This is a genomic window from Amycolatopsis sp. NPDC049868, from assembly GCF_044461365.1.
Classification (GTDB): domain Bacteria; phylum Actinomycetota; class Actinomycetes; order Mycobacteriales; family Pseudonocardiaceae; genus Amycolatopsis.
On the sequence record NZ_JBITKV010000004.1, the window covers coordinates 564,443 to 587,946 of the forward strand.

The window sequence follows — 23,504 nt, forward strand, 5'->3', positions numbered from 1 at the left end:
CGCCGGGATCAGGGCCAGGAACCGGAACGCGGGTAGACCGCCCAAGCGCGCTCCCAGGCCGCGGCCCGCTGCCGGTCGAGCACCAGCCGGACGACCCGTTGCACCAGGACGAGCGCGGCGACCACCGCGAACCAGAGCCACAGGCCCACGAGCACGGAATCGAACACGGCCGTCGACGCGGTCCTCGGGGCGGTGGTGAGCTCACCGCGGGCGTCGATCCAGATCGGCACGGCCGATCCGGCGGGGCTGCCCGGCGTCGCGAGGACGCCACCGGTGTGCCGGGCGCCGCGCGAGTCGGTCCAGGTCGCCTCGGTGGTCGAGGTGTCGGTCCCGACGCTCTCGCTGTCGACGATGCGGACGGGCGCCGCCTTCAGCAGGTACGCGGTGGCGGGTGTGCGGCCGGTCGAGTCGGCGGCGGCCGCGGCGACCTGCCTGCCGTGGTTGGCCGAGCCGACGGCGGCCGCGACCGGGATGGCGAGCAGTGCCGCGAGGATCACGAGCTTGAGGAGGAGGGCTTCGAACCGGTCGGAGCCGCGCGCCAGCGAATTGTGACCAGGGAAGAGCCGTCGCCGGAACCGGGCGATCGGACCGCTGGACCCGTGCACGAGGAACCCCATTCCCTCAGACCGCGAAAAACCTCCATGTTCGATTCTCGGTCACCGGGGCGCCGCTGTCGCGGTATGGGGACACAGACCACTCTGTGAACCCGTACACAACTTTTTATTCGTTTTGCCCGTCCGCGTTCTCCCGCTACCGTCTTCGGCATGGGGATTTTCTTCACTCTGTGATTCTCGCCTTCGACGCGACCCTGGCGTAGAGCCTTCGCTCCGCCGGGTCGCGTCCTTCCTCGTCTGCTCTTCTTCCCCGCGAGAATCAGGAGGACGCCCCTGTGCGTACCCCGCATCGAAATCCCGGAACACAACTCGTGCTCTCCGGCGTCACCAAACGCTTCGACGACCACGTCGTGCTCGACCAGATCTCCTTCACCGTCAAACCGGGGGAGAAGGTGGGCGTCATCGGCGACAACGGCTCCGGCAAGTCCACCCTGCTGCGGCTGATCGCCGGCCGCGACCGGGCGGACAACGGCACCGTGACCGTCACCGCGCCCGGCGGCGTCGGCTATCTCCCGCAGACGCTGGACCTGCCCGGCACCGCCACGGTCGGCGACGCGATCGACCTCGCGCTGGCCGACATCCGGGAGCTCGAATCCCGGCTGCGGACAGCCGAAAAGTCGCTCGAAACCGCCGAAGACCTGGCCGCGTACGGCGACCTCATGACCGCGTACGAGGCCCGCGGCGGTTACGAGGCCGATGCCAGGGTGGAGGTCGCCCTGCACGGGCTCGGGCAGCCGGGTCTCGATCGCGGCCGGGCGCTGGACAGCCTGTCCGGTGGCCAGCGATCCCGGCTGGCGCTCGCGGCCACCCTGGCCGCGTCGCCCGAACTCCTGTTGCTGGACGAGCCGACCAACGATCTCGACGACGACGCCGTCGCCTGGCTGGAGAACCACCTCCGCGGGCATCGCGGCCGGATCGTCGCGATCACCCACGACCGGATGTTCCTCAGCCGCGTCACCACGACGATCCTCGAGGTCGACGCCGACCGCCGGAGCGTGCAGCGGCACGGCGACGGGTACTCGGGCTACCTCGCGGCGAAGGAGACCGCGCGGGCCCGGTGGGTGCGCGAATACGAGGAGTGGCGGCTGGAGAAGTCCCGTTACGAACGAATGGCGGACGTCAACATCGACCGGTTCTCGGCCATCCCGCGCAAGGCCCCGGCCGCCTTCAGCGGAGCGGGCGCGTTCCGGGCCCGCTCCCGGGCGCACGGGGCGATGAGCCGGATCCGGTCGGCACGCGAGCGGATCCAGCGGCTGGAGACGAACCCGGTCCCGCCTCCGCCCGAACCGCTCCGGTTCACCGCGCGGATCGCCGCGGGGGAGACGGAGGCCGGTCAGTACGTGGTGAAAGCGGACGACGTGTCGGTCGACGGCCGTCTGCCGCGGACGTCGCTCAGCGTGCTGCCCGGCGAACGGGTCCTCGTGACCGGACCCAACGGGGCGGGCAAGACGACCTTGATGCGGGTGCTCGCCGGCGAGCTCGCTCCGTCGACGGGGTCGGCGGAGCGGGCGGGCCGGATCGGGTTCCTGCACCAGAACGGCGGGCTCGCCGCTGACGCGCGGACCGTCCTGACGGTGTTCGCCGGAGGCGGTGACGAGGACGAGGCGGCCGAGAGGTTGCTGTCGCTGGGCCTGTTCCGGGCGCCGGATCTGCGCAAACCCGTCCGGGAGCTGTCCATCGGGCAGCGGCGCAGGCTGGAACTGGCCAGGCTGGTGACGGCCAGGACCGACCTGCTGCTGCTCGACGAGCCGACCAACCACCTCTCCCCGGATCTCGTGGAGGAGATGGAGCAGGCGCTCGCGACGTACTCCGGTGCGCTCGTGGTCGTCACCCACGATCGGCGGATGCGGCGGACATTCGAGGGCAGGCGGCTCGAACTCGTCACTTCAGCGGCGTGAGCGGTCCGTCCACCTTTGCCGGGTTGAGGCAGCTGTTCAGCCCGTCCACGAGCGAGCAGAATCCGGGCCCGCGCTTGAGCCGGTAGCCCTGCGGCACGCCACCCGCGTTCACCAGATCCTGGTACGCGGGAACGGCGTCCGTGGGGCGCCGGGTCAGCGCGGGATCGGTGAGGGCGTCCACTGTGTACAGTCCGAACCGGGCGCGGTAGCTGCCCCATTCGTAGTTGTCGGTGAGGCTCCAGTAGTTGTAGCCGATGAGGTTCATTCCGTCGGCCTTCGCCCGCTGGAGCCAGTACACGGTGTCGCGTACGTGATCGCCGCGCGTGTAGTCCGCGTCGCGGAGCTTCCCGTTGTCGGTCGCCATGCCGTTCTCGACGATGTAGAGAGGCAGGCGCGGGAACCGGTTGTGGTAGCTGCGCAGCGCGTAGTAGATGCCTTCGGGCTGGAGTTTCACGTCCCAGAACTTGTCGGTGGCCGCGGCGAACACGGTCCAGTTGTCGATGCTGAGGCCGTAGTAGTAGTCGATGCCGATGAAGTCGAGCTTGTCCTTGACCTGGTCGAGGAAGAACCAGTCGGCCATCCCGTTGACCCCGGTGATGTAGGCCTGGTTGCTGGTGACCTTCGAGGTCGGGTCGAGTTCGTGGATGAGGTCGTAGGCCCGCCGGTGCGCCTGGACGACGTTGGACTGCGCCGCGAAATACCGCGTGGCGTCCAGCGCGCCGACCTTCTGCTCGTTCCTGAGGAAGATGAGCGGCTCGTTGAACGTCACCCAGAGGACGTCCTGCCCGGCGTAGCGCTGGACGATCTTCCGGCTGAACTCCAGCCACGCGTCGGCCGTCCGCGTCTCGGCCCAGCCGCCCCGATCGAGCGCCCAGCCCGGGTAGACCCAATGGTTGAGCGTGATCATCGGCGTCATGCCCGCGGCGCGGACCTGCCGGAGCACGTCGTCGTAGAAGGCCAGTTCGGTCTCGTCCCACCGGCCGGGTGAGGGTTCGACGCGAGCCCACTCGACACCGAAGCGGTAGGTGTTGACGCCGAGACCGGCCGCGAGGCGGATGTCGTCGGCGTAGCGGTGCCGGAAGTCGACGGAGTCGCGGTATTCGTCGACGCCGTCCTTTCCGGCGGAGCGGTCCACGAACCGCTTCCAGTTGCTGTCCGGAGCGTTGCCCTCGGACTGGTAACCCGACGACGCGACACCCCAGTAGAAGTCCCGGGACCAGTCGTCATCCTGCGATGCGGACGCGTTCACGGCCGAAAGTGTCGCGCATAGTGAGACGGCGACCACCGAGGACAACACCCGGCGTAACCTTCTCCGATGCTCCGGCCACTTCGTCGATCGTTCACCGTCGTCCGCCATCTTCCGGACGCTAACGTGAGTGAACGGCGTAAACAAGCGGCCGTCCGGGGACTTCGACGATGACGTTGGGGAGATGATCGACTTGACCGGCAGCACGGTTCGCCATGCCGTCTATCTGCCGCCTTTCGGCCCGTTCGGTGAGCCTGGGGTGCTCGTCGACCTCGCCGTGCGCGCCGAGGCGGCGGGCTGGGACGGGTTCTTCCTGTGGGACCACGTGGTCGCGGACACCATGCCCATCGCGGATCCATGGACGACACTCGGCGCCATCGCGCACGCGACCAGCAGGCTGCTCTTCGGCCCGATGATCACGCCGCCCGCCCGGCGCCGCCCGTGGGTGGTCGCGCGGCACGCGTCGACGGTCAGCCGGCTCTCCGGCGGCAGATTGATCCTCGGCACCGGGCTGGGTTCGGACGAATCCGGTGACTTCAGCCGATTCGGTGAGCAGACCGACCTGCTGACCCGGTCGGCGATGTTCGACGAAGGCCTCGACGTCATCCGCGCGATCTGGTCCGGCAGGCGGTTCGACCACGACGGCGCGCACTATCAGGTCGCGCTCGCCGAGGCGCCGCCCGAGCCGTTCCCGATCCCGATCTGGGTGGCGAGTTCCACTGACAACCCACGCGTCGTCCGGCGCGCGGCGCTGTGCGACGGGATCTTCCCGAACCCGGAGGATCGCACGCCGGCCGCCGAGGAGATCGCCGAGACCCACCGCGCGCTCGGTCTGGCCGGGCTGGAACCGGGCCGTCCCTTCGACGTCGCCGTGGCCGGGAACGCGAGCCCGGCATGGGAGGAGCCGATCAAGGTCGATCTGCCCGCGCTGGGGCAGGCCGGGATGACCTGGTGGATGGAGTCGCTGATGCACCTCGACCCGCTGGAGCTCTCGCAGAAGATCGTGGACGCCGGTCCGCCTCGATGGTGAGCGGCCGCCGCTCGGGCTACCTGAAGGCGCCCGTCAGGGTCGCTTCTGTCCACAGTGGACCGATGCTACGCCTTCCGTAGGATTCCGTTGCTCCGAACGACTTCATCGCCCTTGCGGTGTCGCTCGCCTTTGGTAGCGTCACCGCGGGCGTCCTGCGAACCAGTGACGCGAGGGGGAGGGGTCGAATGGTCGACGAGCCCGACGGACACCACGCGATGCGACTGGAAACCGGGGTCGCGCTGATCAACGCGTTGACCGGGGAGCACGTCCACGGCAAGCCGAAATCCGCGCTCGGTGGTCACGATCTCGTCCGCGTCGTCACCGAAGCACTCGGCGGCGACGGAACCGGGAACGGTCAGATCGACCTGCTCACCGCGGAGCGGTTGCGGAATCTGGCGTCGCGGCTGCGGGAGATCATCGAGTCGCTGTCCCGGCGGGAACACGACGAGGCGGCGGGGCTGCTCAACCGGATGCTCGTCGACAGCAAGGCCCGTCCGTCCCTGCAACGCCACGGCGAACAGTCCTGGCATCTGCATTTCCACGGTCCCGACGCCGACCTCGTCCAGCAGTGGGCGGCCGGGCTCGCGGTGTCGGTGGCCGCGGCGTTCGGCGACCACATCCCGCATCGCGTCGGGCTGTGCGCGGCACCGCGCTGCGATCAGGTGTACATCGACGCGAGCCAAGCGCAGATCAAGCGGTTCTGCGGGCTCGCCTGCCAGAACCGGGTGAAGGCCGCCGCGTATCGCGCCCGCCGGTCAGGACCGTGATGCGCGCGGCGTCGCGTCGACGTACCACTCGCGGTTGAACGCGAGGCCGAAGAGCGGCGCCGGGAGCCGGGTCAGGACCCGCATCAGCGGCGCCAGCCTGCCGTCCCCCTTCACCTGTGAGGAATGGGCGGCGATCGCCGCCTGCTTCTGGCGCGCGAAACGCCGGACGTCGAAGGTGTACGTGATCTCCGAGCGGGCACTGTAGGCGCGGAGAAGCGCGTCGACGTCGTAGCGGAACGGGATCCGCGTCAGGCGCACGATCCGCACCAGCCGCGCGACGACGTCGCGGGGGATCGTGGCCTCCAGCAGCCGGACGTCGCCGGCGAGCTCCGCCGCCCTCTTCCCGACCTCGTGCACCTTGACGTGGTCGCGGTGGCCATAGCCACCGTTGCGGTCGTAGCTCAGCAGTACGGACGCCTTCTCCGCGCGCAGGATCGCCAAGAGTCGCGCCGCGGCTTCGTCGGTGTCCGCGCGGACGAACCGGACCCAGCCCGGCGGATCCGGGTAGAGGATCGCGCCGTGGCCGCTGCCCGCGTAGCCGAGATGGACGACCCGATCGACGCCCAGCACCTTCGCGCTCGCTTCGAGTTCGGTCCGGCGCGCCGCATCCGCGCCCCGCATGCCGATGGTGGCGACCACGAGGACGACCCGGTGGCCGTCCGCGGCGGCGCGGGCGAGGGTGCCCCCGGTCAGCAGGGCTTCGTCGTCGGGGTGGGCGTGGAAGGCCACGATGGTCGTCACGATCCGAGCATGCCCGAGGTCGTCGAAACCGTCGGTGGTCAACTCTTGACCGTCTGTGGACCCTGTGGGTAATCTTCCCTTTACTTTCCAATAGTAAGGAAAGTTTCCTATTTAACTCCGCCGCCCTGACCGTCGGCGCACCGACGTCGGTGCCGTCGATGCGAGAGGAGAAGCCGAATGCGTTGGGACAAGATCCGTCTCCGGGTGACGGCCGCACTGGCCGCCGGGCTGCTGGCCCCGGTCGCCGCCGCGAGCACCTCGATGGCGACCGAGACCGCGGCAGAGCCCGCAACGCAGGCCGCCGCCGCGCTGCCGCCGGGCAGTCCGGCGGCGATCAACGGGCAGCTGAAGGTCTGTGGCCTCCAGCTCTGCAACTCCGCCGGCAAGCCGATCCAGCTCCGGGGCATGAGCACCCACGGGATCCAGTGGTACAGCCAGTGCGTGAAGACCGCTTCGCTCGACGCGCTGGCCAACGACTGGAAGGCCGACGTCCTCCGGATCTCGATGTACATCCAGGAAGGCGGCTACGAGACCAACCCGCGCAAGTTCACCGACATGGTGCACGGGTACATCGAAGAGGCCACCAAACGCGGGATGTACGCCCTGGTCGACTGGCATCAGCTCACCCCCGGCGACCCGAACGCGAACCTCAGCCGCGCCAAGACGTTCTTCACCGAGATCGCCCAGCGGCACAAGGACAAGACCAACATCATCTACGACATCGCCAACGAGCCCAACAACGTCAGCTGGGACCGTGTCCGCAGCTATGCGGAGCAGATGATCCCGGTCATCCGTGCCCAGGACTCAGACGGCGTCGTACTGGTGGGCACCCACGGCTGGGGCTCGCTCGGCATCTCCGACGGCCGCAACGAGACCGACATCATCAACAACCCGGTGCGTGCCACCAACTTCATGTACACGTTCCACTTCTACGCGGCGTCGCACAAAACCGAGTACTTCAACGCGCTGAGCCGGGCCGCGAGCAAGATCCCGCTCTTCGTGACCGAGTTCGGCACCCAGACCGCCAGCGGTGACGGCGGTAACGACTTCACCAACTCCCAGAAGTACCTCGACTTCCTGGCGTCGAAGAAGATCAGCTGGACCAACTGGAACTTCTCCGACGACAGCCGCTCGGGCGCGGTGTTCAAGCCGGGCACCTGCTCTGGCAGCTCGTTCACCGGTACGGCTCCGCTGAAGCCCGCCGGTGTCTGGATCCGGGACCGCATCCGCACCGCGGACAACTTCCCGACCTCCTGATCCCGGCAGCGCGCACGTCAGGAAAGGGTCGTTCAGGACGGAAAACGTCCTGAACGACCCTTTCCTGACACTTCAGCCGAGCGGCTCGAAGTCCAGCGCGGCGAGCCGGTCCGGGTCGGCGAGGATGTCGATCGCCGCGATCTTCCCGCCCACGACAGTGAACGCGAAGACCGTCGTCGGGACGCCGTCCTTGGTGACGACCATCCCGGCCGCGCCGTTGACCAGCGCGGGTCGCGGGACCCCGCCGTCTCCCGCCGACCGGAACATGAGCGCCTGGCTCGCGACCGTGGCCGCCCCGCGCACGAAACGCGTGGTCCCCGCCGGAGCCGCGCCGCCCTCGGCGCGCAGGATGACGTCCGGGTCGAGCACCGAGACCAAGGCGTCGAAGTCGCCGCCCCGCGCGGCGGCGAAGAACGCGTCGACGACTTCCCGCTGACGGCCCAGGTCCGCGTCCGGGACCGTCGGCGAACCCTGCAGACGGCGGCGCGCGCGGCTGGCGAGCTGCCGTGTCGCCGCGGAAGACCGGCCCACGATCAGCGCGATCTCGTCGAACGGCAGGGCGAACATGTCGTGCAGGACGAACGCCAGCCGCTCGGCGGGGTCCAGGGTGTCGAGCACGACCAGGAGCGCTAGCCCGACCGAATCCGCCAGCAGGGCCTGGTGTTCCGGATCGATCCCGCCTTCACGGCCGATGATCGGGTCGGGGAGCTGGGCGCCCACAGGCTCTTCCGGCCGGGACTTGCGCGAGCGCAGCATGTCGAGGCAGATCCGGCCGACGACGGTGGTCAGCCAGCCGCCGAGGTTGTCCACCTCGCCGGAGTCCGACCGGCTCAGCCTCAGCCAAGCCTCCTGCACGGCGTCGTCCGCCTCGCTCAGCGAACCGAGCATCCGGTACGCCACCGCCCTCAGATGCGTCCGGTGCCCTTCGAAGCGCCGCGCCAGCCAGTCGTGTTCGTCCACGGTCCCCATCCTTCATCGCTCAGTCGTAACCCTGACGCGTGGGGGAACGAAGATGTGACAGGCCTTCAGCCGCGGGTGCCCGCCTGGATCGCCGGGGTACGCATCGCCTTCGCCGCCGCACCCACGTGCGAACCGAGTGTCAGGACCACGGCGATCGTGACGACGGCGAGGTAGACCCCGATCGTCTCGTCCGGCACCGGGCTCCCGGTCCTGGCGACGCTGTACGGGAGGACGGTGACGACAGCGGAGAGCGAGCCGAACAGGACACCGACCGCCACCAGGACGGTGCCTTCGGTACCGACGAGCCGCAGGACCTGCGACGGTGTCGAACCGATGAGCCGTTGTTGTCCGAACTCGCGGCGGCGTCCGGCGATCGCGGCCACGACGGTGTTCACCAGCATCACGGCGGCGAACAGCGCGATCATCCCGACGACGACGTAGTTCAGGGTCTCGATGCTGTTCGCGATGGTCGCGGGCGCGGTGCCCGCCGAGTTCTCGATGGCCTGCATGTACAGCGTCCCGGTCGCGATGCCGGTGAACAGGATGATCGGCACCAGCACCCCGGCCAGCTGTCGGCCGCGGACGCGAAGGTGCGCCGCCGTGAGATGACCACTGACGCCCGCGCGCCGCAGCGGAGCGGCCAGCACCGCGGCGACCGGGCCGAGCAGCGCCGGGGAGAGGAGTGCGAAACCGATCGCGGCGAGGATCGCGCCCTGGCCACCGACCGCCATCAACGCGGGCTCGGTCCCGGTGAACACGGTCATCGTCACCACTCCGCACCCGAGGCCGGAGGCCAGGGCGATCACGGCGCCGATCATCCGGAGCCTGCCTGCCGGCCGGGTGTCGATCCCCGCCTCGCGAATCGCCTCCATGGCCCCGCGCCTGGTCACTCGCCGTGCGGCGAGCGTGGCGGCGACAAGTGCGGCGAGGAGTGTGATGCCGGTGCCCATGGACACCGCGATCAGGCCGAACCGCGCCTCTAGTCCGGCTGGGATGCGGCCGGTGTCGCCGAGCAGCGTGACCAGCCACCGCCCGGCGAAGACCGATGGCGCGACGGCCGTGGCCGTGGCGAGGACGGCGACGACCGCCGCTTCGCCGACGATCATCCGGCCGATCTGCGACGGCGTCGCGCCGGCGCTCTTCAGCAGCGCCATCTCCGGAGCGCGCTGCCGGATCAGGAGGGAGAGCGTCGAAAGCGTCGCGAACAGGACGATCACCAAGCCCCAGCCGCCGACGACACTCGCCATGATCAGCAAGGTCTTCGCGGCCTCCGGGCCGGCGGCCGTCCGAGTGTCCAAAAGGGACGCGAACGTCATCAGGATAGTGGCGCCGAAGAACAGCGCGACGAAGCTCGCGATGAATCCGGCGGGGCGGCGGCGGAGCGACGAGAACGCCAGCTTGGTCGCGATCATGCGGAAGGTCCTCCCCAGGCTTTGCCGCCAGGTTAGGGAGCACCGGCGACGCCGGACATGGGACAGGCCCCCGGGCGCGGGGTAGGGGCGGCCCTACCGCCGCGGGTAGCCGCCGTCGACCTCCTTCACCGGTTTATGGGGGAAGCGGCGTTCGGCGTAGGCCTTCGCCGGTGAACCTTCCCGCACATACAGCGTCTCCACCTTGTCCTGCAAGGGTTTCACCACCGTTCCGAGGAAACCGCGCCGGTCTTCGAGGTAAGGCCCGAGCACGTCTTCGCCCGCCGGGCAGACCGCCATGCAGTACGCGGCCTTGTAGTTCGGCTTGAACGCGAGGCTCTGCCACATCGACACGTTCTCCGAGTCGGTCACCCTGGACCGGAAATCGGCGGCGTCCTCGCTGTCGGCCACGGTCTGCGCCCAGTCGGTGAAGCCGCTCATGAACTCGCGGTAGTTGTGCGTCGAACAGGCGAGGAAGTCGAACTCGCCGGTTTTCGAGATCGCGCCGATCGGGCAGGCGGCGACGCACAGCTTGCACTCCAGGCAAGGGTTGTAGTCGAGCGCTTCGCCGTAGGTGGACACCTCGGCGTCGACCAGCAAGGTCGCCAGGAGCACGAAGTTGCCGAATTTCGGGTGGATGACGTTGCGGTGCAGCCCCATGGCGCCGAGACCGGCCGCCACGGCGACCGTTTTGTGCGCGACGACCCAGATCCGGCCGGGGTAGTGCTCCATCTCCATCGGGAACGTCGCGGACGGGTTGATCGCGCGGTATCCGGCGTCCTGCAGCGTCCGGACGATCGTGTGACCGGCCTCGTTGATGATCTCGCCGCTGCGATGGAACTCCTGGTTGGCGACGCTGCGGGCGGGGGAGCGGACGTCGTCGCGGTTCATCCGCACCACGAGGGATACGAGGGTCTTGGTACCGGGCAGCGCGCGCTGGACGTGCTCGCGTTCGCCCGCCAGATCCGGGTGGTCGAGCGAGACCGCGGCCGCGTCGTCGGCGCCGGCGGCGAGGCAGATCTCCTTGAGCCAGGCGGCGTCGATGACCGGTGAGGGTTTGTCCCGCGGTTTCGCGAGCACCGCCCGCACCGAGGGGTGATCCTTCAGCTTCCTGGGGAGCCGGTCGGTCACAACGCCTCCAGGATGGTCGCGTTGGCCTGGCCGCCGCCTTCGCACATGGCCTGCAGGCCGTACCGGGCGCCGTGGTGGTGCAACGCGTTGACCAGCGTGCCCATCAGCCGGGTCCCGCTCGCGCCGAGCGGATGGCCCAGCGCGATCGCGCCGCCGTGGACGTTCACCTTGGCCGGGTCGGCCCCGGTCTCCTGCTGCCAAGCCAGCACAACACTGGCGAAGGCCTCGTTGATCTCGAACAGGTCGATGTCCGCCAGGCTCAGCCCCGCGCGCCGCAGCACCTTCTCCGTCGCCGGGATGACGCCGGTGAGCATGAGCAAGGGGTCGGATCCGGTGACGGCGAAACTGTGCAGGCGGGCGCGCGGCCGGAGGCCCAGTCTTGCCGCGGTCTCGCTGGAGGTGATGAGCACGGCGGAGGCGCCGTCGTTGATCGGGCTGCTGTTGCCCGCGGTCACCGACCAGTCGATCTGCGGGAATCGCGCGGCCGCGTTCGCGTCCTGGAACGACGGGCGCAGTTTGGCGAGGGTTTCGAGGTCGGTGCCCGGCCGGACGGACTCGTCGGTGGACACCCTGCCCGAGGACGTCTCGATCGGCACGATCTGGCTCGCGAACCGCCCGAGGTCGTGTGCCCGCGCCGCTTTTTGGTGCGAGGACAGGGCGAACTCGTCCATCGCTTCCCGGCTGAGCGACCACTTCGCGGCGATGAGTTCGGCGCTGATCCCTTGGGGGACCAGGCCTTCCGGATAGCGCTCCGCGACGCCGGGACCGAGCGGATCGGTGCCCGGCAGCACGTTGGACCACATCGGGACCCGGCTCATGGACTCGACACCGCAGGCGATGACGACGTCGTACGCGCCGGCCATCACACCTTGCGCGGCGAAGTGCACCGCCTGCTGGCTGCTCCCGCATTGCCGGTCGACGGTGGTCGCGGGCACGCTTTCCGGGAGCCCGGCGGCGAGTGCCGCCCATCGCGTGACGTTCTGGGCCTGTTCGCCGACCTGATCGACCGCGCCGCCGATGACGTCGTCGATCAGCTCCGGTTCGAGGCCGTTGCGCTCGACGAGCGCCCGCAACGTATGGGCGAGCAGCTGGACCGGGTGGATGTCATGCAGGGCGCCACCGGGCTTGCCCTTGCCGATCGGGGTACGGACGGCGTCGACGATGACCGCGTCGTGCACGGCTGCCTCCAGTAGTGAGTTGGGATCTCCAACTCACTGTGGCATCGAGTGGGTTGGAAATCAAGACTCACCGGGTTTACGCTGGTCGCATGACCGAAGGACCGAGGGATTGCTCGATCGCCAACGCGATGGAGGTGATCGGGGAGCGCTGGAGCCTGCTCGCACTGCGTGAGGTGTTCCTCGGGGCGCGGCGGTTCGACCAGATCGTCCGCAACACCGGGGCGAGCCGGGACATCCTGACCGCGCGGCTGCGGAAGCTCGTCGAGACGGGAATCCTCGAAAAACGGCTCTACGAGGAGCATCCGCCGCGCTACGAGTACGTGCTCACCGAGGCGGGGCACGCTCTCAACCACGTGCTGCTGAACCTGATGGCCTGGGGCGACACGTATGTCACCGAGGGGCCGCCGCCGACGGTGTGGCGGCATTCGTGCGGTGAGGTGCTCGCGCCGGAGACAGTGTGCGCGCACTGCCATGAACCGGTGCGGGAGAAGGACATGACGCTGGTGCGCACCACGCGCCGCTCTTGAGCTGTCCGTGAAGGCCTCCTTGAGCGACCCTGCGTCCTCAAGGAGGCCTTCACGGAACGCCGCTAGCCGCGGGTCCGCCACTCCCGCGCGATCATCCGCATCAGCGCCGGATAGATGATCAGGTACCGGAACGGCTTGATGAATCCCATGTACATCCGGCCGAGCAGGCCGTTGGGTTTCACCAGCACCGCCATCTGGCCGCGATATCCGCCCTGTCCGTCCTCGACCCACGCGATGTGCAGGACGCCGTGCATGGTCCGGTTCGCCATCTCGGCGGCGAACTCGTCTTCGAGCCGGTAGAGCGGGGTGAACGGCAGCCAGTCCTCGTCCGGGCCGGTGGGTGTTTCGCGGAGGTCTTGCGGCAGTTTGCCGCGGAGCGATCCCACCCGGGTGTCGAGACCGGAACTCCGCTTGTCCAGCCCGAGCAGTCCGCCGAGCTTCCAGCGCAGCGCCCACAGTGCCCGGACGGGGAGCGGTGCCTCGCCAGGGAAGTTCCCCGACGAGAACTGCTTCACCAGTTTGCTGAAGTCGTCCGGCCCGCCGGGTGTGTCGAGCGCCCAGACGTCTTCGAGATCGAAGTCCCCGGCGATCTCGTGGATTCGCCAAGTGCGGGTGGTGTGGGCCGTATTCGCGAGTTTCATCGCGGCACCACGGATCCGACAGTCATCGTCGTTGTTCCTCCCAGTGAGCTTCCGCCATCTGTACGGTAGCGTATATATCGTCCTCCTGGTGCTGGAGTGACGGGAGATACGGTGAACCCATGGCCGCCGAAACCCGGACCCCGCCGAGCGCCTGGATCGACGCGGGGCTGACCGCCCTCGCCGCCGGAGGCCCCGACGCGGTCCGCGTCGAGGTGCTCGCGAAAGCCCTGGGTGTCACCAAAGGGGGCTTCTACGGCCATTTCGCCGACCGGGGCGCGCTGCTGGAGGAAATGCTCGCCACCTGGGAGCGGATGAGCACCGACCTGCTGTACGAGAGCGTCGAGAGCGAAGGTGGCGACGCCAGGGCGAAGATCCGGCGTGCGGGACTGCTCGCCGGCGAACGTCTGCTGCCGATCGACCTCGCCATCCGGGATTGGGCCCGGCGCGACCAGGTGGTCGCCGAACGGCTCCGGCGGGTCGACAACCAGCGGATGGACTACCTGCGTTCCCTCATGCGCGAGATCTTCGCCGACGAGGACGAGGTCGAAGCCCGCTGCCTGCTGGCGTTCTCGCTGCTGATCGGCAAGCACTTCATGGCCGCCGACCACGACGGCCGGTCGCGGGACGAGGTCACCGAGCTGGCCGGGGCGTTGCTTCTCGGCGGCGGGCCCGTCGGATGACCGGCTACTCGTCGTCTTCCTCCGGCGTGGTCGGGGCCTGTTTGCGTGCCACGTAGATGAGCAGTCCGATGATCACCACGGGGCCGACGAAGATGAGGATCTCGTCCCAGCCGCCCTGGTGCATCATCACCACCCGCGCCGCGATGGTCATGAGCCGGAGACCAGCGCGATCCCGAGCGCGGTGTAGCCGATCATCAGCGCCAGCATCGGGTACTGGCCCACCTTGACGTAGTTCGCGCGCAGCACGCCGACCGAACGATCATGTGCCGAGGTTACGGCCAGCACGTGCCCGGCGACGATTCCGGCGATCTGCACCAGCGCGATCACGCCGGTCGACACGATCGTGTAGTCGATCGCTCGGCCGAAGCCCTGCTGGCCCGAGAACACGGCGAACGAGAAGTAATGCGCCACCGTGTAGCCGACCATGATCGGGATCAGCGAAGGCGCGAACGCGGGATACGGGTCGAAACCTCGGCGCAGGTACGGCCTGGTCAGGCTGATGGCGCCCGCGTAGGCGCCGTAGGTGAGCGCGACGCACGCCGCGAGTCCGGCGGTGCCGCCGAGGACACCGGCGTCCAGCGACGTCCAGAACGGGAGCCGGGTGAGACCGTCGAACGCGGTCGAGCCGAGCACCACCAGCACCAGCGCGGTCAGCCACGGCGCGGGGGAGATGGTGAGCAGGCCGTTCAGCGGATTCCGGACCACCAACCGTCCGTCGCCGCGCCTGCCGAACGGGGAGAGGGCCGCGATCAGACGCGCGTAGACCTCGAAAGCGTCGCCGCGGTCGAACCAGCGCGGACCGAACACCACGCCGAGTGCAATGTGTATAACGGCATACACGGTGCCGAAAAGAGCGATCGCGCGAGGCGAATCCGAATACGGGAACACCAGTTCCAGCCACAAGAACGCCAGGAGGCTGACGATCGCGGGCAGGTAGCCGAGCCGGTCCGGGAGTTCGCGGTGTCGGGACGGGAACAGCGACGCGACCGTCCTCAGTGGATTCAGCCGCCGCCAGACCGGGCCGAACAGGAGCGAGAGCGGAACGAGTCCGACCCAGAACCAGGCGTAGAACCAGGCTGGAGCCGGGTTGTCGGCCGAACTGCCGGGACCGGCCCATGCCGTCGCCAGGAAGCCCGCGAACAGCACCACGCCGAGCAGGCGCAGCGTGAACCGCGAGAACGCGCTGTCGACGAGCCGTTGCAGGGCAAGGGGAAGAGGGCGCCCGGCGTCGGCGCCGCGGAGTTTGGGCTCTTTCCAGAGCACGGTGAGCGCGAAGAAGGAGACCACGACGGCCGCCGCTCCCGCGTAGAGCGCGAGCCACAGCGGGACCGGCAGGTCGGACCGGCCGCCGAGCCCGTGCGCCAGGATCATCCGCTCACCCGGAGCCTGGTCACCGCCGCGCCGCTCTTGTGCAGTTCCACCTCGAAGATCCCGTCGATGTTCGCGGTGAAGGCGACCGTCCCCGGAACGCCGGGAGCGAGCTGGGCCGCCTTGTCGTAGCCGTGGACGTGAAGTTCGTCCGGCTGGTCGGAGGTGACTTCGAGCGCGACGTTCTCGCCGGTGCGCACCGCGACCTCCTCGGGACCCGCCGTGCGCTTGCCGTCGGTGATCGAGAACTGGACTGCCCGGGTGCCGGTGGCAGGCATCGGTTCGGAGCCGGTCGATCCCGAGCAGCCGGTCACGGCCAGCAGTGCGGCCACGGTGATCCCGCAGATCCTCCGCATCGAGGTGTCCTCCAAGTCGTACGCCCCGGCTTGCCCGGTCGGAACCTTGCGCCTATCGTGTTACCCCAAGGTAACAGTTACTCACGTTAGCAGGAAGGCGAGAACGGTGTTCATGGCTCAGGAGAGCCCGCCTGCCGGCGGCGCGCAATTCGGGCAGATCGTCATCGCGGGCCTGATGTTCACCGCGGTCTTCCTGCCCTTGGCCCTCTTCGTGCTTCGCGAGCGCGCGGGGAAGCGGACGGTCGCCGGTCGCGTCGCGGACTGGATGGGCGGGCTCACCGGTCTGCCACGCTGGGCGGCGTTGCCGATGTTCGTCGCCTTCCTCTCCGGGATGTCGGCGCTGATCGGCGTCTACTGGGACGTGCCGATCCACATGGAGCTCGGCCGTGACGAAGGACCGCTCGCGAACCCGTCGCACTACCCGATCTACTTCGGACTGATGGGCATCTTCGCCAGTGGCGTGCTCAGCGCGACACTGGCCACGAAGGACCTGCCCAAGCGCACGTTCAAGATCGGTCCGCACTGGCGGGCGCCGATGGGATCCATCCAGATGATGGCGACCGGGCTGGTCGGCATCGCGGGCTTCCCGCTCGACGACGTCTGGCACCGCCTGTTCGGTCAGGACGTCACCGAATGGGGGCCGACGCACGTCCTGATGATCGGCGGCGGTGTCTGCGTCGTACTGGGTCTGCAACTGCTGCTCGGCGAGGCGCGCCAGGTCGGCGCGACCGGACCGGTCGTGCGCCTGCTCGGCCCGGTCCTCGCCGGCGCTTGGATGATGGGCGCTTCGGCGTTCCTCATGGAGTTCGATCTCGGCGTCCCGCAGTTCCCGATGCTGTCGCAGGTCGTGCTCGTCGGCCTGATCGGGGCCTGGACGCTGACCTACGGCCGGCTGTCCTGGGGCCCCGGCGGCGCGCTGATCGTCCTCGTGGTCTTCCTCGCTTCCCGTGCTTCGTTCGCCGTCATCCCACTGTTCGCCGACCTGCACGTGGCATCGCTGCTGCCGTACGTCGCCGAAGCGGTGATCATCGAGGTCGTCGCCTTCGCGATGCGCAACCGGCAGGGCTACACGTTCGCCGCCGTCGCCGGTCTGCTCGTGGGGACGGCCGGGATGCTCGCCGAGGCGGCGTTGACCCGATGGCTGATGCCGAATCCCTGGCCCACGGCGCATCTGCCGCTGTTCGTCCTGTTCGGGACCGGTGCGGCGCTCGCGGGCGCGTTCATCGGGGTCTGGCAGTACCAGCGAGTGGAGGAGACGGCGACGCGGGTGCCCGCGGCCGGTCCCCGGCACGCGGTCGGGCTCGTCGGCGCGCTGGGCGCGGTCGCCCTGATGTCGGCGGTCGCCGTCCCGGCGGATCCGGAACCGGGGTTCACCGCGGACGTCCGGCTGACCGAAGCCGCGACCGGGCTGCCGATCTCGAACCCGCACGGCGGCGGCACGCCCCGCTGGGTCGACGCGACCGTCACGATCTCGCGGCCCGACCTGGCCGACGACGCCGTCTGGCTGAACGGATTCGCCTGGCAGGGCGGCGACTTCTTCACCGCGCCGCTGGAGAAGATCGGCGACGGGGTGTACCGCACGGCCCAGCCGCTGCCGGTGTTCGGCCAGTGGAAGACCGGGATCCGCGTGCACGTCCCGAACCGGGTGATGGGGCTCGCCCCGATCTACGCGCCCGCCGACCCGGCGGCGAACGCGCCGTCGATCGACGCGACGTCCGGCACCCGCCCGTTCATGTCCGAGATCGAGTTCCTGCAACGGGAGCGGAAGTCGGAGACGCCCGCCGTGCTGTGGACGGTCGCGTACGTGACCGTCGGGCTCATCTTCGCCGGGATGTGGGCGCTGTTCGCGTGGCTCTACGCGGCCGCTGCCGCCGCGCGGCGGCGTGAGGTCTCCGTCGGCTGACGTCTCTCGCGTTTCGTCCTCTGGATGCGGTACTTGCGTGTGCAACCACCGCATCCAGAGGACGAAACGCTTTGCTCGCACTTCGTCGCACGTATCGATTGGGCATCATCGCGCGCAAGACTTTTGCAAGCCCGCTTCCCTTGAATACCCAGGACACCGCACGTGTCGCCGGTTCGCACGCCAAAATGGTGACACAGTGCAACGTTGACGAGACGTAAAGTAGCTGTTGACCACGCGACGACATTCACCGTGCACGATCGGTATTGGCGAGTCATTGCGCGGTTACCGCGACATGTGGTTACTTTTCCGCCTCGGGGGTTGGGTTACAGCGAGTTTCGATGGGGTGGTCTTCGTGCGCACAGAGCGTTTTCCGAGGCGACGGCGTGGTCTTCGCGTGGTCGCCGTCCTCGCCGCTTCGGCGGTCGCGACGGTGCCTTTCGTGCCCGCCGCGGCGGCACAGCAGCAGGGCAAGGTTCTCCGGGTGGCGCTCACGACCGGCATCGACCACCTGAACCCCTTCACCGCCCAGCTGGCGGCGTCGACACAGGTCGGCCGGTTCAACTACGAGTTCCTGACCCTGCCTTCGGCCGAGGACACCCAGCCCACGGGCGGGGTCGCGGAGTCGTGGAAGACGTCCGATGACAAGCTCACCTGGACCTTCACCATCCGCCAGGGGATGAAGTGGTCCGACGGCAAGCCGATCACCGCGCAGGACCCCGCGTTCACCTTCCAGCGGATGCTCGACGACGAGAACGCCCGCACCGCGAACGGCAGCTACGTCACCAACTTCGCCTCGGTGTCGGCGCCGGACGACAAGACGCTCGTCATCAAGACGAAGGCCCCGCAGGCGACCATGACCGCCCTCGACGTCCCGATCGTGCCCAAGCACATCTGGGAGCCGATCAAGGACCTCAACGCCCCCTCGACCGACGAGATGGCCGTCGTCGGCGTCGGCAGCGGGCCGTACCTGCTGACCGAGTACAAGAAGAACGAGTTCGTGAAGTTCAAGGCGAACAAGGACTACTGGCGCGGCGCACCCAAGGTCGACGAGCTGCAACTGCTGCAGTTCAAGGACGCCGAGGCCGCGGTCAACGCGCTGAAGCAGGGCGAGGTCGACGTCATCAACCGGCTCACGCCGACGCAGTTCGACGCGCTCAAGAACGAGAAGAACATCACCACGAACAAGGCGCCGGGCCGCCGGTACAACGAGCTCATCATCAACTTCGGCGTCAAGAACGTGCTGGACCAGCCGATCGGTGACGGCAACCCGATCCTCAAGGACCTGCGCGTCCGCAAGGCGATCGCGCAGGCCGTCGACACCAGCACCATCGTCGAAAAGGTGATGAACGGCTACGGCCAGGCCGGGACCGGTGTCGTGCCGGCGATCTACAAGGCCTACACCTGGACCCCGTCCGACGCCGAGAAGACCAAGTTCGACATCGCGGCCGCCAACGCCACGCTCGACCAGGCTGGCTACGCCAAGGGTGCGGACGGCATCCGCGTTGCCCCCGGCGGCGCGAAGCTGGAGTTTCGCCTCGCCGGCCACGCGAACCGGCCGTTCGACCAGCGTGTCGCGCAGTTCGTCACCGGCTGGCTCAAGGACGTCGGCATCGGCGTCAAGCAGGAGCTCGTCTCCGACGACGAACTGGACGACCGCACCACCGCGGGCAACTACGACCTCGCGATCTCCGGTTACGGCACCACGCCCGACCCGGATTACGCCCTGAGCCTGAACACCTGCGCCGGCCGCCCGAACGCGGAGGGCAACGGCGGCAGCTCGGCGACGTTCTTCTGCGACCCGCGCTACGAAGACCTGTACAAGAAGCAGCTGACCGAGTTCGACCCGGCCAAGCGCGCCGAGCTCGTCAAGCAGGCGCAGGCCGTGCTGGCGGGCGAGTACGTCGACGTCGTCCTGGACTACGACAACGTGCTCGAGGCCTACCGCTCGGACAAGTTCTCCTCGTTCACCAAGCAGCCGCAGCCCGACGGCGCGATCCTCGAGCAGTCCGGCTACTGGGGCGTCTACGGCGCCACCCCGGCCGACGCGGCCGCGGCGAACACCGAGGAAAGCAGCAACACCGGATTGTGGATCGGCATCGGCGCGGTCGTGCTCGTGGTGCTCGTCGGTGGCGGCGTGCTGCTCGGGCGGCGCGGCAAGTCGGCCGACGACCGGGAGTAAAGGACCGCGTTGACCGAAGCACTCAGTTCCCTCGACCAACCCTCGGCGCTCGTCGATCCCGACGAGCGCCGGGGCGGGACCGGCACCACCCGGTTCGTGCTCTCCAAGATCGGCGGCGCGCTGGCGAGCCTCGCGCTCGTCGTCGTGCTGGGGTTCTTCCTGTTCCGGACCCTGCCCGGCGATCCCGTGCGGTTCATGGTCCGCGACCGCCCGACCGACCCGAAGATGATGGCGGAACTGCGGGAGAAGATGGGCGTGGACAAGCCCCTGCTGCAGCAGTTCTGGGACTACGTCGTCGGCCTGCTCCAGGGCGACATGGGTGAGTCGTACCTGCAGCGGCGTCCGGTCTTCGACATGATCGGCGAGCGGTTGTGGCCGACGATCCTGCTCGTCGGCAGCGCGACCGTGCTCGCGATCGCGATCGGACTGTGGCTCGGCATCCGCGCGGGCTGGCGCCGGGGGAGCAGGTTCGACAAGGTCCAAACAGGACTCGCGCTGACCCTGTGGTCGGTTCCGCAGTTCTGGCTCGGCCTGATGCTGCTCGTGGCCACCAACGGACTCTTTCCCAGTCGCGGCATGCATTCCCCGGACGTCGCCCCGGGCTTCTTCAGCGAGGGGCTCGACGTTCTCCACCATCTGGTGCTGCCGTGCGTGACCCTGCTGGTGGTGTTCTACGCGCAGTACATGCTGGTCATGCGGTCGTCCCTGATCGGCGAGATGAACGCGGACTACCTCACCACCGCGCGGGCCAAGGGCCTGCGCGACGACCTGGTGCGCAAGCGGCACGCCGTGCCCAACGCCCTGCTGCCGACGGTGACGCTGGTCTTCATGCAGTTCGGCATGGTGGTCTCGGGCGCGGTCTCGGTCGAGGCCGTGTTCAGCTGGCCGGGGCTCGGGCAATTGCTCTACGAAGCGCTCCGCGGACCTGACCTGCCTGTCCTGCAAGGAGTCTTCGTCACCCTGGCCGGTGCGGTGGTGCTGATGAACCTGCTCGCGGAGTTGCTCTACCGCGTGCTCGACCCCAGGGTGCGGACGGCATGACCACAGCGGAAAAACCTGGTTCGATCGTCTGGCGCCGCCGCCGCGAGGCCGTGGCGAAGCGCTGGCACGAGTTCACGACGAACAAGGCGGGCGTCTTCGGGCTGGCCTTCCTCGGCCTCATCACGGTGCTGGCCATCCTCGCGCCGGTGATCTCGGACGAGTCCGGTCTCGACGTCACCAAGGTCCACGGCGGTTCGCTCGACTCGCCCAGCGGGGAATTCTGGCTGGGCACCGACATCGACGGCCGCTCGGTGCTGCTGATGACGTTCTGGGGAGCGCGGATCTCGCTGCTCACGGGCTTTTCGGCGGCGTTGCTGTCGGTCTTGATCGGCACGATCGTCGGGATCGCGGCCGCGCACTTCAGAGGCTGGGCGTCGGGGCTTCTGCTGCGGTTCACCGACTTCTTCCTGGTGCTGCCGTCGCTCGTGCTCGCGGTGGCACTGGCGTCGGTGCTGGAACAGGGTGCGATGACGGTGATCGTCGCCATCGGCGTCACCGCCTGGCCGAGCACGGCGCGACTGGTCCGTGCGCAGACCCTGACGATCGAAGGCCGTCCGTACATCGAGCGTGCGAAGGCGCTCGGTGGCGGTCATCTGCACATCGTCGGCAAACACGTCCTTCCCGGAGTCATGCCGCTCGTGCTGGCCAACACCACGCTCGTCGTGGGCAACGCGGTCATCGCGGACGCGACGCTGGCCTTCCTCGGTGTCGGCAACCCGAACACCATCTCCTGGGGAACCATGTTGCAGACGGCGTTGAACAACGGCGCGATCAGCAAGGGCGCCTGGTGGAACCTGCTGCCGCCGGGGGTCGCGATCGTCGTGGTCGTCCTCGCTTTCACCCTCGTCGGACGCGCGCTGGAGACCGTGCTGAACCCGCGCCTGAAGGGACAGCACTCATGAGCCCGTTGCTGGAACTGAAGAACCTCGGCGTCACCTACGCCACCGGGAGCGGCGAGGTCGCCGCCGTCCGCGGGGTCGACCTTGTGCTCGAACCCGGCGACACCCTCGGCGTCGCGGGGGAGTCGGGGTCGGGGAAGTCGACGGTCGCGATGAGCGTGCTGCGGCTGCTCCCGCGTTCGGCGAAGGTCAGCGGGGAGATCCTGCTGGACGGCGAAGACGTCACGGCCATGAAGTGGGGACGGCTGCGCGCGGTGCGCTGGGCCGAGGCCTCCGTGGTGTTCCAGGGCGCGATGCACGCGCTCAACCCGGTGCGGAAGATCGGCGAGCAGATCGCCGAGCCGATCCGCCTGCACCCGCCCGGCGGCAAGGCGCTTTCGGACGGCGAGATCCGGGCCAAGGTCTCGGAACTGCTCGAACAGGTCGATCTGCCGCCCGGTCGCGCCGGGGCGTACCCGCACGAACTGTCCGGTGGGCAGAAGCAACGCGTCATGATCGCGATGGCGCTGGCCTGTTCGCCGCGGCTGATCATCGCGGACGAGCCGACGACCGCGCTCGACGTCGTCGTCCAGGCCCAGGTGCTCGACCTGCTGGGCAGGCTCGTCGCCGAACAGGGGATCGGGCTGATCATGATCAGCCACGACCTGTCGGTGCTCGCCGCGACCTGTCGCCGGATCGCGGTGATGTACGACGGCGAGATCGTCGAGGAGCGGCCGAGCGCGGAGCTGATGAGCGCGCCGCACCACGAACACAGCAAGGCGCTGGCGGCCGCGTTCCCGACCGTCGGCGACCCGGTGTCCCGGTTCGCTCCCGCGACCAGCACGCCACTGCCGCCCGAACCGGAACGCAGTGCCGACCAGCCCGCGTTGCTGGAGGCCGAAGACCTGCGCGTCAGCTTCCGCGACCGCACCGGCAAACGCATCGACGCCGTCGCCGGGGTGAGCCTGCAGGTGCGGAAGGACGAGATCGTCGCGCTCGTCGGCCAGTCCGGCTCCGGTAAGACGACGCTGGCCCGGACGCTGCTCGGGCTGCAGAAACCCGATTCCGGCGCGGTGCGATACGACGGCAAACCGGTTCCGCTCGGCGGCGCCGGGCTCAAGGCTTACCGGCGGCAGGTCCAGCTCGTGCTGCAGGACCCGACCAGCGCGCTCAACCCGAACCACACGGTGTACGAGGCCGTCGCGGAAGGCCCCCGCATCCACGGAATGGGCGCGAACGAGCGCGAGATCGTCGTCAAGGCCCTCGAAGCGGCCGAATTGCGGCCCGCGGAGAAGTTCCTCGACCGGCTCCCGCACGAGCTGTCCGGCGGGCAGCGGCAGCGGGTCGTCATCGCGGGCGCGCTCGCGCTGGACCCCGGCGTGATCGTGGCCGACGAACCGGTGGCGTCACTCGACGCGTCGGTGCGAGGAGAGATTCTCGCGCTGTTGCTGCGCCTGCGGCGTGAACTAGGTCTCGCCGGGCTCGTGATCACGCACGATCTCGGGCTGGCCTGGAACATCGCCGACCGGGTCGCCGTGATGTACCGAGGGGAGCTGGTGGAGGTCGGCACCGTGGAGGAGGTCCTGCTGGACCCGAAGCACGACTACACGAAGTCGCTGCTCGCCGCGTTGCCCGGTGGAACCGCGCGGGAAACACCCATTGCCGCGCACTCGCACAGGCGCGGTGTGTAACCTCCAATC

At 68.8% G+C, this 23,504-nt stretch carries 22 protein-coding genes; 11 read left to right on the forward strand and 11 right to left on the reverse strand.

The features are described from left to right. Window positions 1-8: 8 nt before the first annotated feature. Entirely contained in the window at window positions 9-605 is a 597-nt protein-coding gene (locus ACIBTM_RS21160) for a hypothetical protein (RefSeq protein WP_395878748.1), read from the reverse strand. Window positions 606-889: 284 nt separating this feature from the next. On the opposite strand from ACIBTM_RS21160, the gene abc-f reads away from it, so the two are divergent. Further along, a complete protein-coding gene (gene abc-f, locus ACIBTM_RS21165) occupies window positions 890-2,512 on the forward strand; it encodes a ribosomal protection-like ABC-F family protein (protein WP_395878749.1) in 1,623 nt (540 codons plus the stop codon). Here abc-f and ACIBTM_RS21170 read toward each other — a convergent pair. Next, complete coding sequence (locus ACIBTM_RS21170; protein WP_395878750.1) at window positions 2,496-3,761, reverse strand: family 1 glycosylhydrolase; 1,266 nt, start codon at window positions 3,759-3,761, stop codon at window positions 2,496-2,498. The two genes, abc-f and ACIBTM_RS21170, sit on opposite strands and share 17 nt — an antisense overlap. Before the next feature lie 181 nt (window positions 3,762-3,942). Between ACIBTM_RS21170 and ACIBTM_RS21175 the strand changes: the two genes are divergently transcribed. Both ACIBTM_RS21175 and ACIBTM_RS21180 read left to right on the forward strand, forming a co-directional pair. Further along, on the forward strand, window positions 3,943-4,788 hold the full coding sequence (locus tag ACIBTM_RS21175; protein WP_395878751.1) for an LLM class flavin-dependent oxidoreductase: 846 nt from the start codon (window positions 3,943-3,945) through the stop codon (window positions 4,786-4,788). Window positions 4,789-4,973: 185 nt separating this feature from the next. Next, window positions 4,974-5,555 carry a CGNR zinc finger domain-containing protein gene (locus tag ACIBTM_RS21180; RefSeq protein ID WP_395878752.1) on the forward strand — a complete coding sequence of 194 codons (582 nt, stop codon included), beginning with the start codon at window positions 4,974-4,976 and terminating at the stop codon, window positions 5,553-5,555. Here ACIBTM_RS21180 and ACIBTM_RS21185 read toward each other — a convergent pair. Then, window positions 5,544-6,338, reverse strand: coding sequence for a PIG-L deacetylase family protein (locus tag ACIBTM_RS21185; RefSeq protein ID WP_395878753.1), 795 nt, complete (start codon window positions 6,336-6,338; stop codon window positions 5,544-5,546). The genes ACIBTM_RS21180 and ACIBTM_RS21185 overlap by 12 nt on opposite strands. Window positions 6,339-6,473: 135 nt before the next feature. Between ACIBTM_RS21185 and ACIBTM_RS21190 the strand changes: the two genes are divergently transcribed. Next, the gene (locus ACIBTM_RS21190) at window positions 6,474-7,553 is read left to right on the forward strand and encodes a glycoside hydrolase family 5 protein (protein WP_395878754.1); all 1,080 of its coding nucleotides are present in this window, start codon (window positions 6,474-6,476) and stop codon (window positions 7,551-7,553) included. A 72-nt stretch (window positions 7,554-7,625) separates the two neighbouring features. Here the strand turns inward: ACIBTM_RS21190 and sigJ are convergent, their stop codons facing one another. The 4 genes from sigJ to ACIBTM_RS21210 form a co-directional block, all read right to left on the reverse strand. Next, window positions 7,626-8,513, reverse strand: coding sequence for an RNA polymerase sigma factor SigJ (gene sigJ / locus ACIBTM_RS21195; RefSeq protein ID WP_395878755.1), 888 nt, complete (start codon window positions 8,511-8,513; stop codon window positions 7,626-7,628). A gap of 65 nt (window positions 8,514-8,578) precedes the next feature. Beyond that, window positions 8,579-9,925: an FtsX-like permease family protein gene (locus ACIBTM_RS21200; protein WP_395878756.1), complete on the reverse strand. Its 1,347-nt coding sequence runs from the start codon at window positions 9,923-9,925 to the stop codon at window positions 8,579-8,581. A 93-nt stretch (window positions 9,926-10,018) separates the two neighbouring features. Continuing rightward, window positions 10,019-11,053 carry a (4Fe-4S)-binding protein gene (locus tag ACIBTM_RS21205; RefSeq protein ID WP_395878757.1) on the reverse strand — a complete coding sequence of 345 codons (1,035 nt, stop codon included), beginning with the start codon at window positions 11,051-11,053 and terminating at the stop codon, window positions 10,019-10,021. After that, the gene (locus ACIBTM_RS21210; protein ID WP_395878758.1) at window positions 11,050-12,231 is read right to left on the reverse strand and encodes a thiolase family protein; all 1,182 of its coding nucleotides are present in this window, start codon (window positions 12,229-12,231) and stop codon (window positions 11,050-11,052) included. The genes ACIBTM_RS21205 and ACIBTM_RS21210 overlap by 4 nt, the downstream gene beginning before the upstream one ends. An 89-nt stretch (window positions 12,232-12,320) precedes the next feature. On the opposite strand from ACIBTM_RS21210, the gene ACIBTM_RS21215 reads away from it, so the two are divergent. Beyond that, on the forward strand, window positions 12,321-12,758 hold the full coding sequence (locus ACIBTM_RS21215; protein ID WP_395878759.1) for a winged helix-turn-helix transcriptional regulator: 438 nt from the start codon (window positions 12,321-12,323) through the stop codon (window positions 12,756-12,758). 62 nt (window positions 12,759-12,820) lie between these two features. Here ACIBTM_RS21215 and ACIBTM_RS21220 read toward each other — a convergent pair whose 3' ends face one another. Beyond that, complete coding sequence (locus ACIBTM_RS21220; RefSeq protein ID WP_395878760.1) at window positions 12,821-13,399, reverse strand: DUF2867 domain-containing protein; 579 nt, start codon at window positions 13,397-13,399, stop codon at window positions 12,821-12,823. Between the two features lie 119 nt (window positions 13,400-13,518). Here ACIBTM_RS21220 and ACIBTM_RS21225 point away from each other — a divergent pair, with 119 nt between their 5' ends. Then, on the forward strand, window positions 13,519-14,079 hold the full coding sequence (locus tag ACIBTM_RS21225) for a TetR/AcrR family transcriptional regulator (protein ID WP_395878761.1): 561 nt from the start codon (window positions 13,519-13,521) through the stop codon (window positions 14,077-14,079). Window positions 14,080-14,083: 4 nt separating this feature from the next. Here the strand turns inward: ACIBTM_RS21225 and ACIBTM_RS21230 are convergent, their stop codons facing one another. Genes ACIBTM_RS21230 through ACIBTM_RS21240 form a run of 3 tightly spaced genes read right to left on the reverse strand, consistent with a single transcriptional unit; the run spans window position 14,084 to window position 15,803 of the window. Further along, complete coding sequence (locus ACIBTM_RS21230) at window positions 14,084-14,230, reverse strand: hypothetical protein (RefSeq protein ID WP_395878762.1); 147 nt, start codon at window positions 14,228-14,230, stop codon at window positions 14,084-14,086. Continuing rightward, entirely contained in the window at window positions 14,227-15,450 is a 1,224-nt protein-coding gene (locus ACIBTM_RS21235) for a hypothetical protein (protein ID WP_395878763.1), read from the reverse strand. The genes ACIBTM_RS21230 and ACIBTM_RS21235 overlap by 4 nt, the downstream gene beginning before the upstream one ends. Next, window positions 15,447-15,803: a hypothetical protein gene (locus ACIBTM_RS21240; protein WP_395878764.1), complete on the reverse strand. Its 357-nt coding sequence runs from the start codon at window positions 15,801-15,803 to the stop codon at window positions 15,447-15,449. Before ACIBTM_RS21240 ends, ACIBTM_RS21235 begins: the two co-directional genes overlap by 4 nt. Before the next feature lie 112 nt (window positions 15,804-15,915). Here ACIBTM_RS21240 and ACIBTM_RS21245 point away from each other — a divergent pair, with 112 nt between their 5' ends. From ACIBTM_RS21245 to nikE, 5 genes are all read left to right on the forward strand, one after another. Continuing rightward, a complete protein-coding gene (locus ACIBTM_RS21245; protein WP_395878765.1) occupies window positions 15,916-17,706 on the forward strand; it encodes a hypothetical protein in 1,791 nt (596 codons plus the stop codon). A gap of 394 nt (window positions 17,707-18,100) precedes the next feature. After that, window positions 18,101-19,885 carry an ABC transporter substrate-binding protein gene (locus ACIBTM_RS21250; RefSeq protein ID WP_395878913.1) on the forward strand — a complete coding sequence of 595 codons (1,785 nt, stop codon included), beginning with the start codon at window positions 18,101-18,103 and terminating at the stop codon, window positions 19,883-19,885. Between the two features lie 9 nt (window positions 19,886-19,894). Next, complete coding sequence (locus ACIBTM_RS21255; RefSeq protein ID WP_395878766.1) at window positions 19,895-20,926, forward strand: ABC transporter permease; 1,032 nt, start codon at window positions 19,895-19,897, stop codon at window positions 20,924-20,926. Beyond that, the gene (locus tag ACIBTM_RS21260; RefSeq protein WP_395878767.1) at window positions 20,923-21,828 is read left to right on the forward strand and encodes an ABC transporter permease; all 906 of its coding nucleotides are present in this window, start codon (window positions 20,923-20,925) and stop codon (window positions 21,826-21,828) included. Before ACIBTM_RS21255 ends, ACIBTM_RS21260 begins: the two co-directional genes overlap by 4 nt. Beyond that, window positions 21,825-23,495, forward strand: a complete 1,671-nt coding sequence (gene nikE / locus ACIBTM_RS21265; RefSeq protein ID WP_395878768.1) for a nickel ABC transporter ATP-binding protein NikE — start codon at window positions 21,825-21,827, stop codon at window positions 23,493-23,495. Before ACIBTM_RS21260 ends, nikE begins: the two co-directional genes overlap by 4 nt. Window positions 23,496-23,504: the final 9 nt, after the last annotated feature.

Coding starts and splice junctions, on each gene's coding strand:
- ACIBTM_RS21220 (WP_395878760.1), bottom strand. CDS start 13,399: ATGAAACTCGCGAATACGGCCCACACCACCCGCACTTGGCGAATCCAC.
- ACIBTM_RS21190 (WP_395878754.1), top strand. CDS start 6,474: ATGCGTTGGGACAAGATCCGTCTCCGGGTGACGGCCGCACTGGCCGCC.
- ACIBTM_RS21225 (WP_395878761.1), top strand. CDS start 13,519: ATGGCCGCCGAAACCCGGACCCCGCCGAGCGCCTGGATCGACGCGGGG.
- ACIBTM_RS21260 (WP_395878767.1), top strand. CDS start 20,923: ATGACCACAGCGGAAAAACCTGGTTCGATCGTCTGGCGCCGCCGCCGC.
- ACIBTM_RS21175 (WP_395878751.1), top strand. CDS start 3,943: ATGATCGACTTGACCGGCAGCACGGTTCGCCATGCCGTCTATCTGCCG.
- ACIBTM_RS21235 (WP_395878763.1), bottom strand. CDS start 15,450: ATGATCCTGGCGCACGGGCTCGGCGGCCGGTCCGACCTGCCGGTCCCG.
- ACIBTM_RS21240 (WP_395878764.1), bottom strand. CDS start 15,803: ATGCGGAGGATCTGCGGGATCACCGTGGCCGCACTGCTGGCCGTGACC.
- ACIBTM_RS21215 (WP_395878759.1), top strand. CDS start 12,321: ATGACCGAAGGACCGAGGGATTGCTCGATCGCCAACGCGATGGAGGTG.
- ACIBTM_RS21180 (WP_395878752.1), top strand. CDS start 4,974: ATGGTCGACGAGCCCGACGGACACCACGCGATGCGACTGGAAACCGGG.
- ACIBTM_RS21230 (WP_395878762.1), bottom strand. CDS start 14,230: ATGACCATCGCGGCGCGGGTGGTGATGATGCACCAGGGCGGCTGGGAC.
- ACIBTM_RS21200 (WP_395878756.1), bottom strand. CDS start 9,925: ATGATCGCGACCAAGCTGGCGTTCTCGTCGCTCCGCCGCCGCCCCGCC.
- ACIBTM_RS21245 (WP_395878765.1), top strand. CDS start 15,916: ATGGCTCAGGAGAGCCCGCCTGCCGGCGGCGCGCAATTCGGGCAGATC.
- nikE (WP_395878768.1), top strand. CDS start 21,825: ATGAGCCCGTTGCTGGAACTGAAGAACCTCGGCGTCACCTACGCCACC.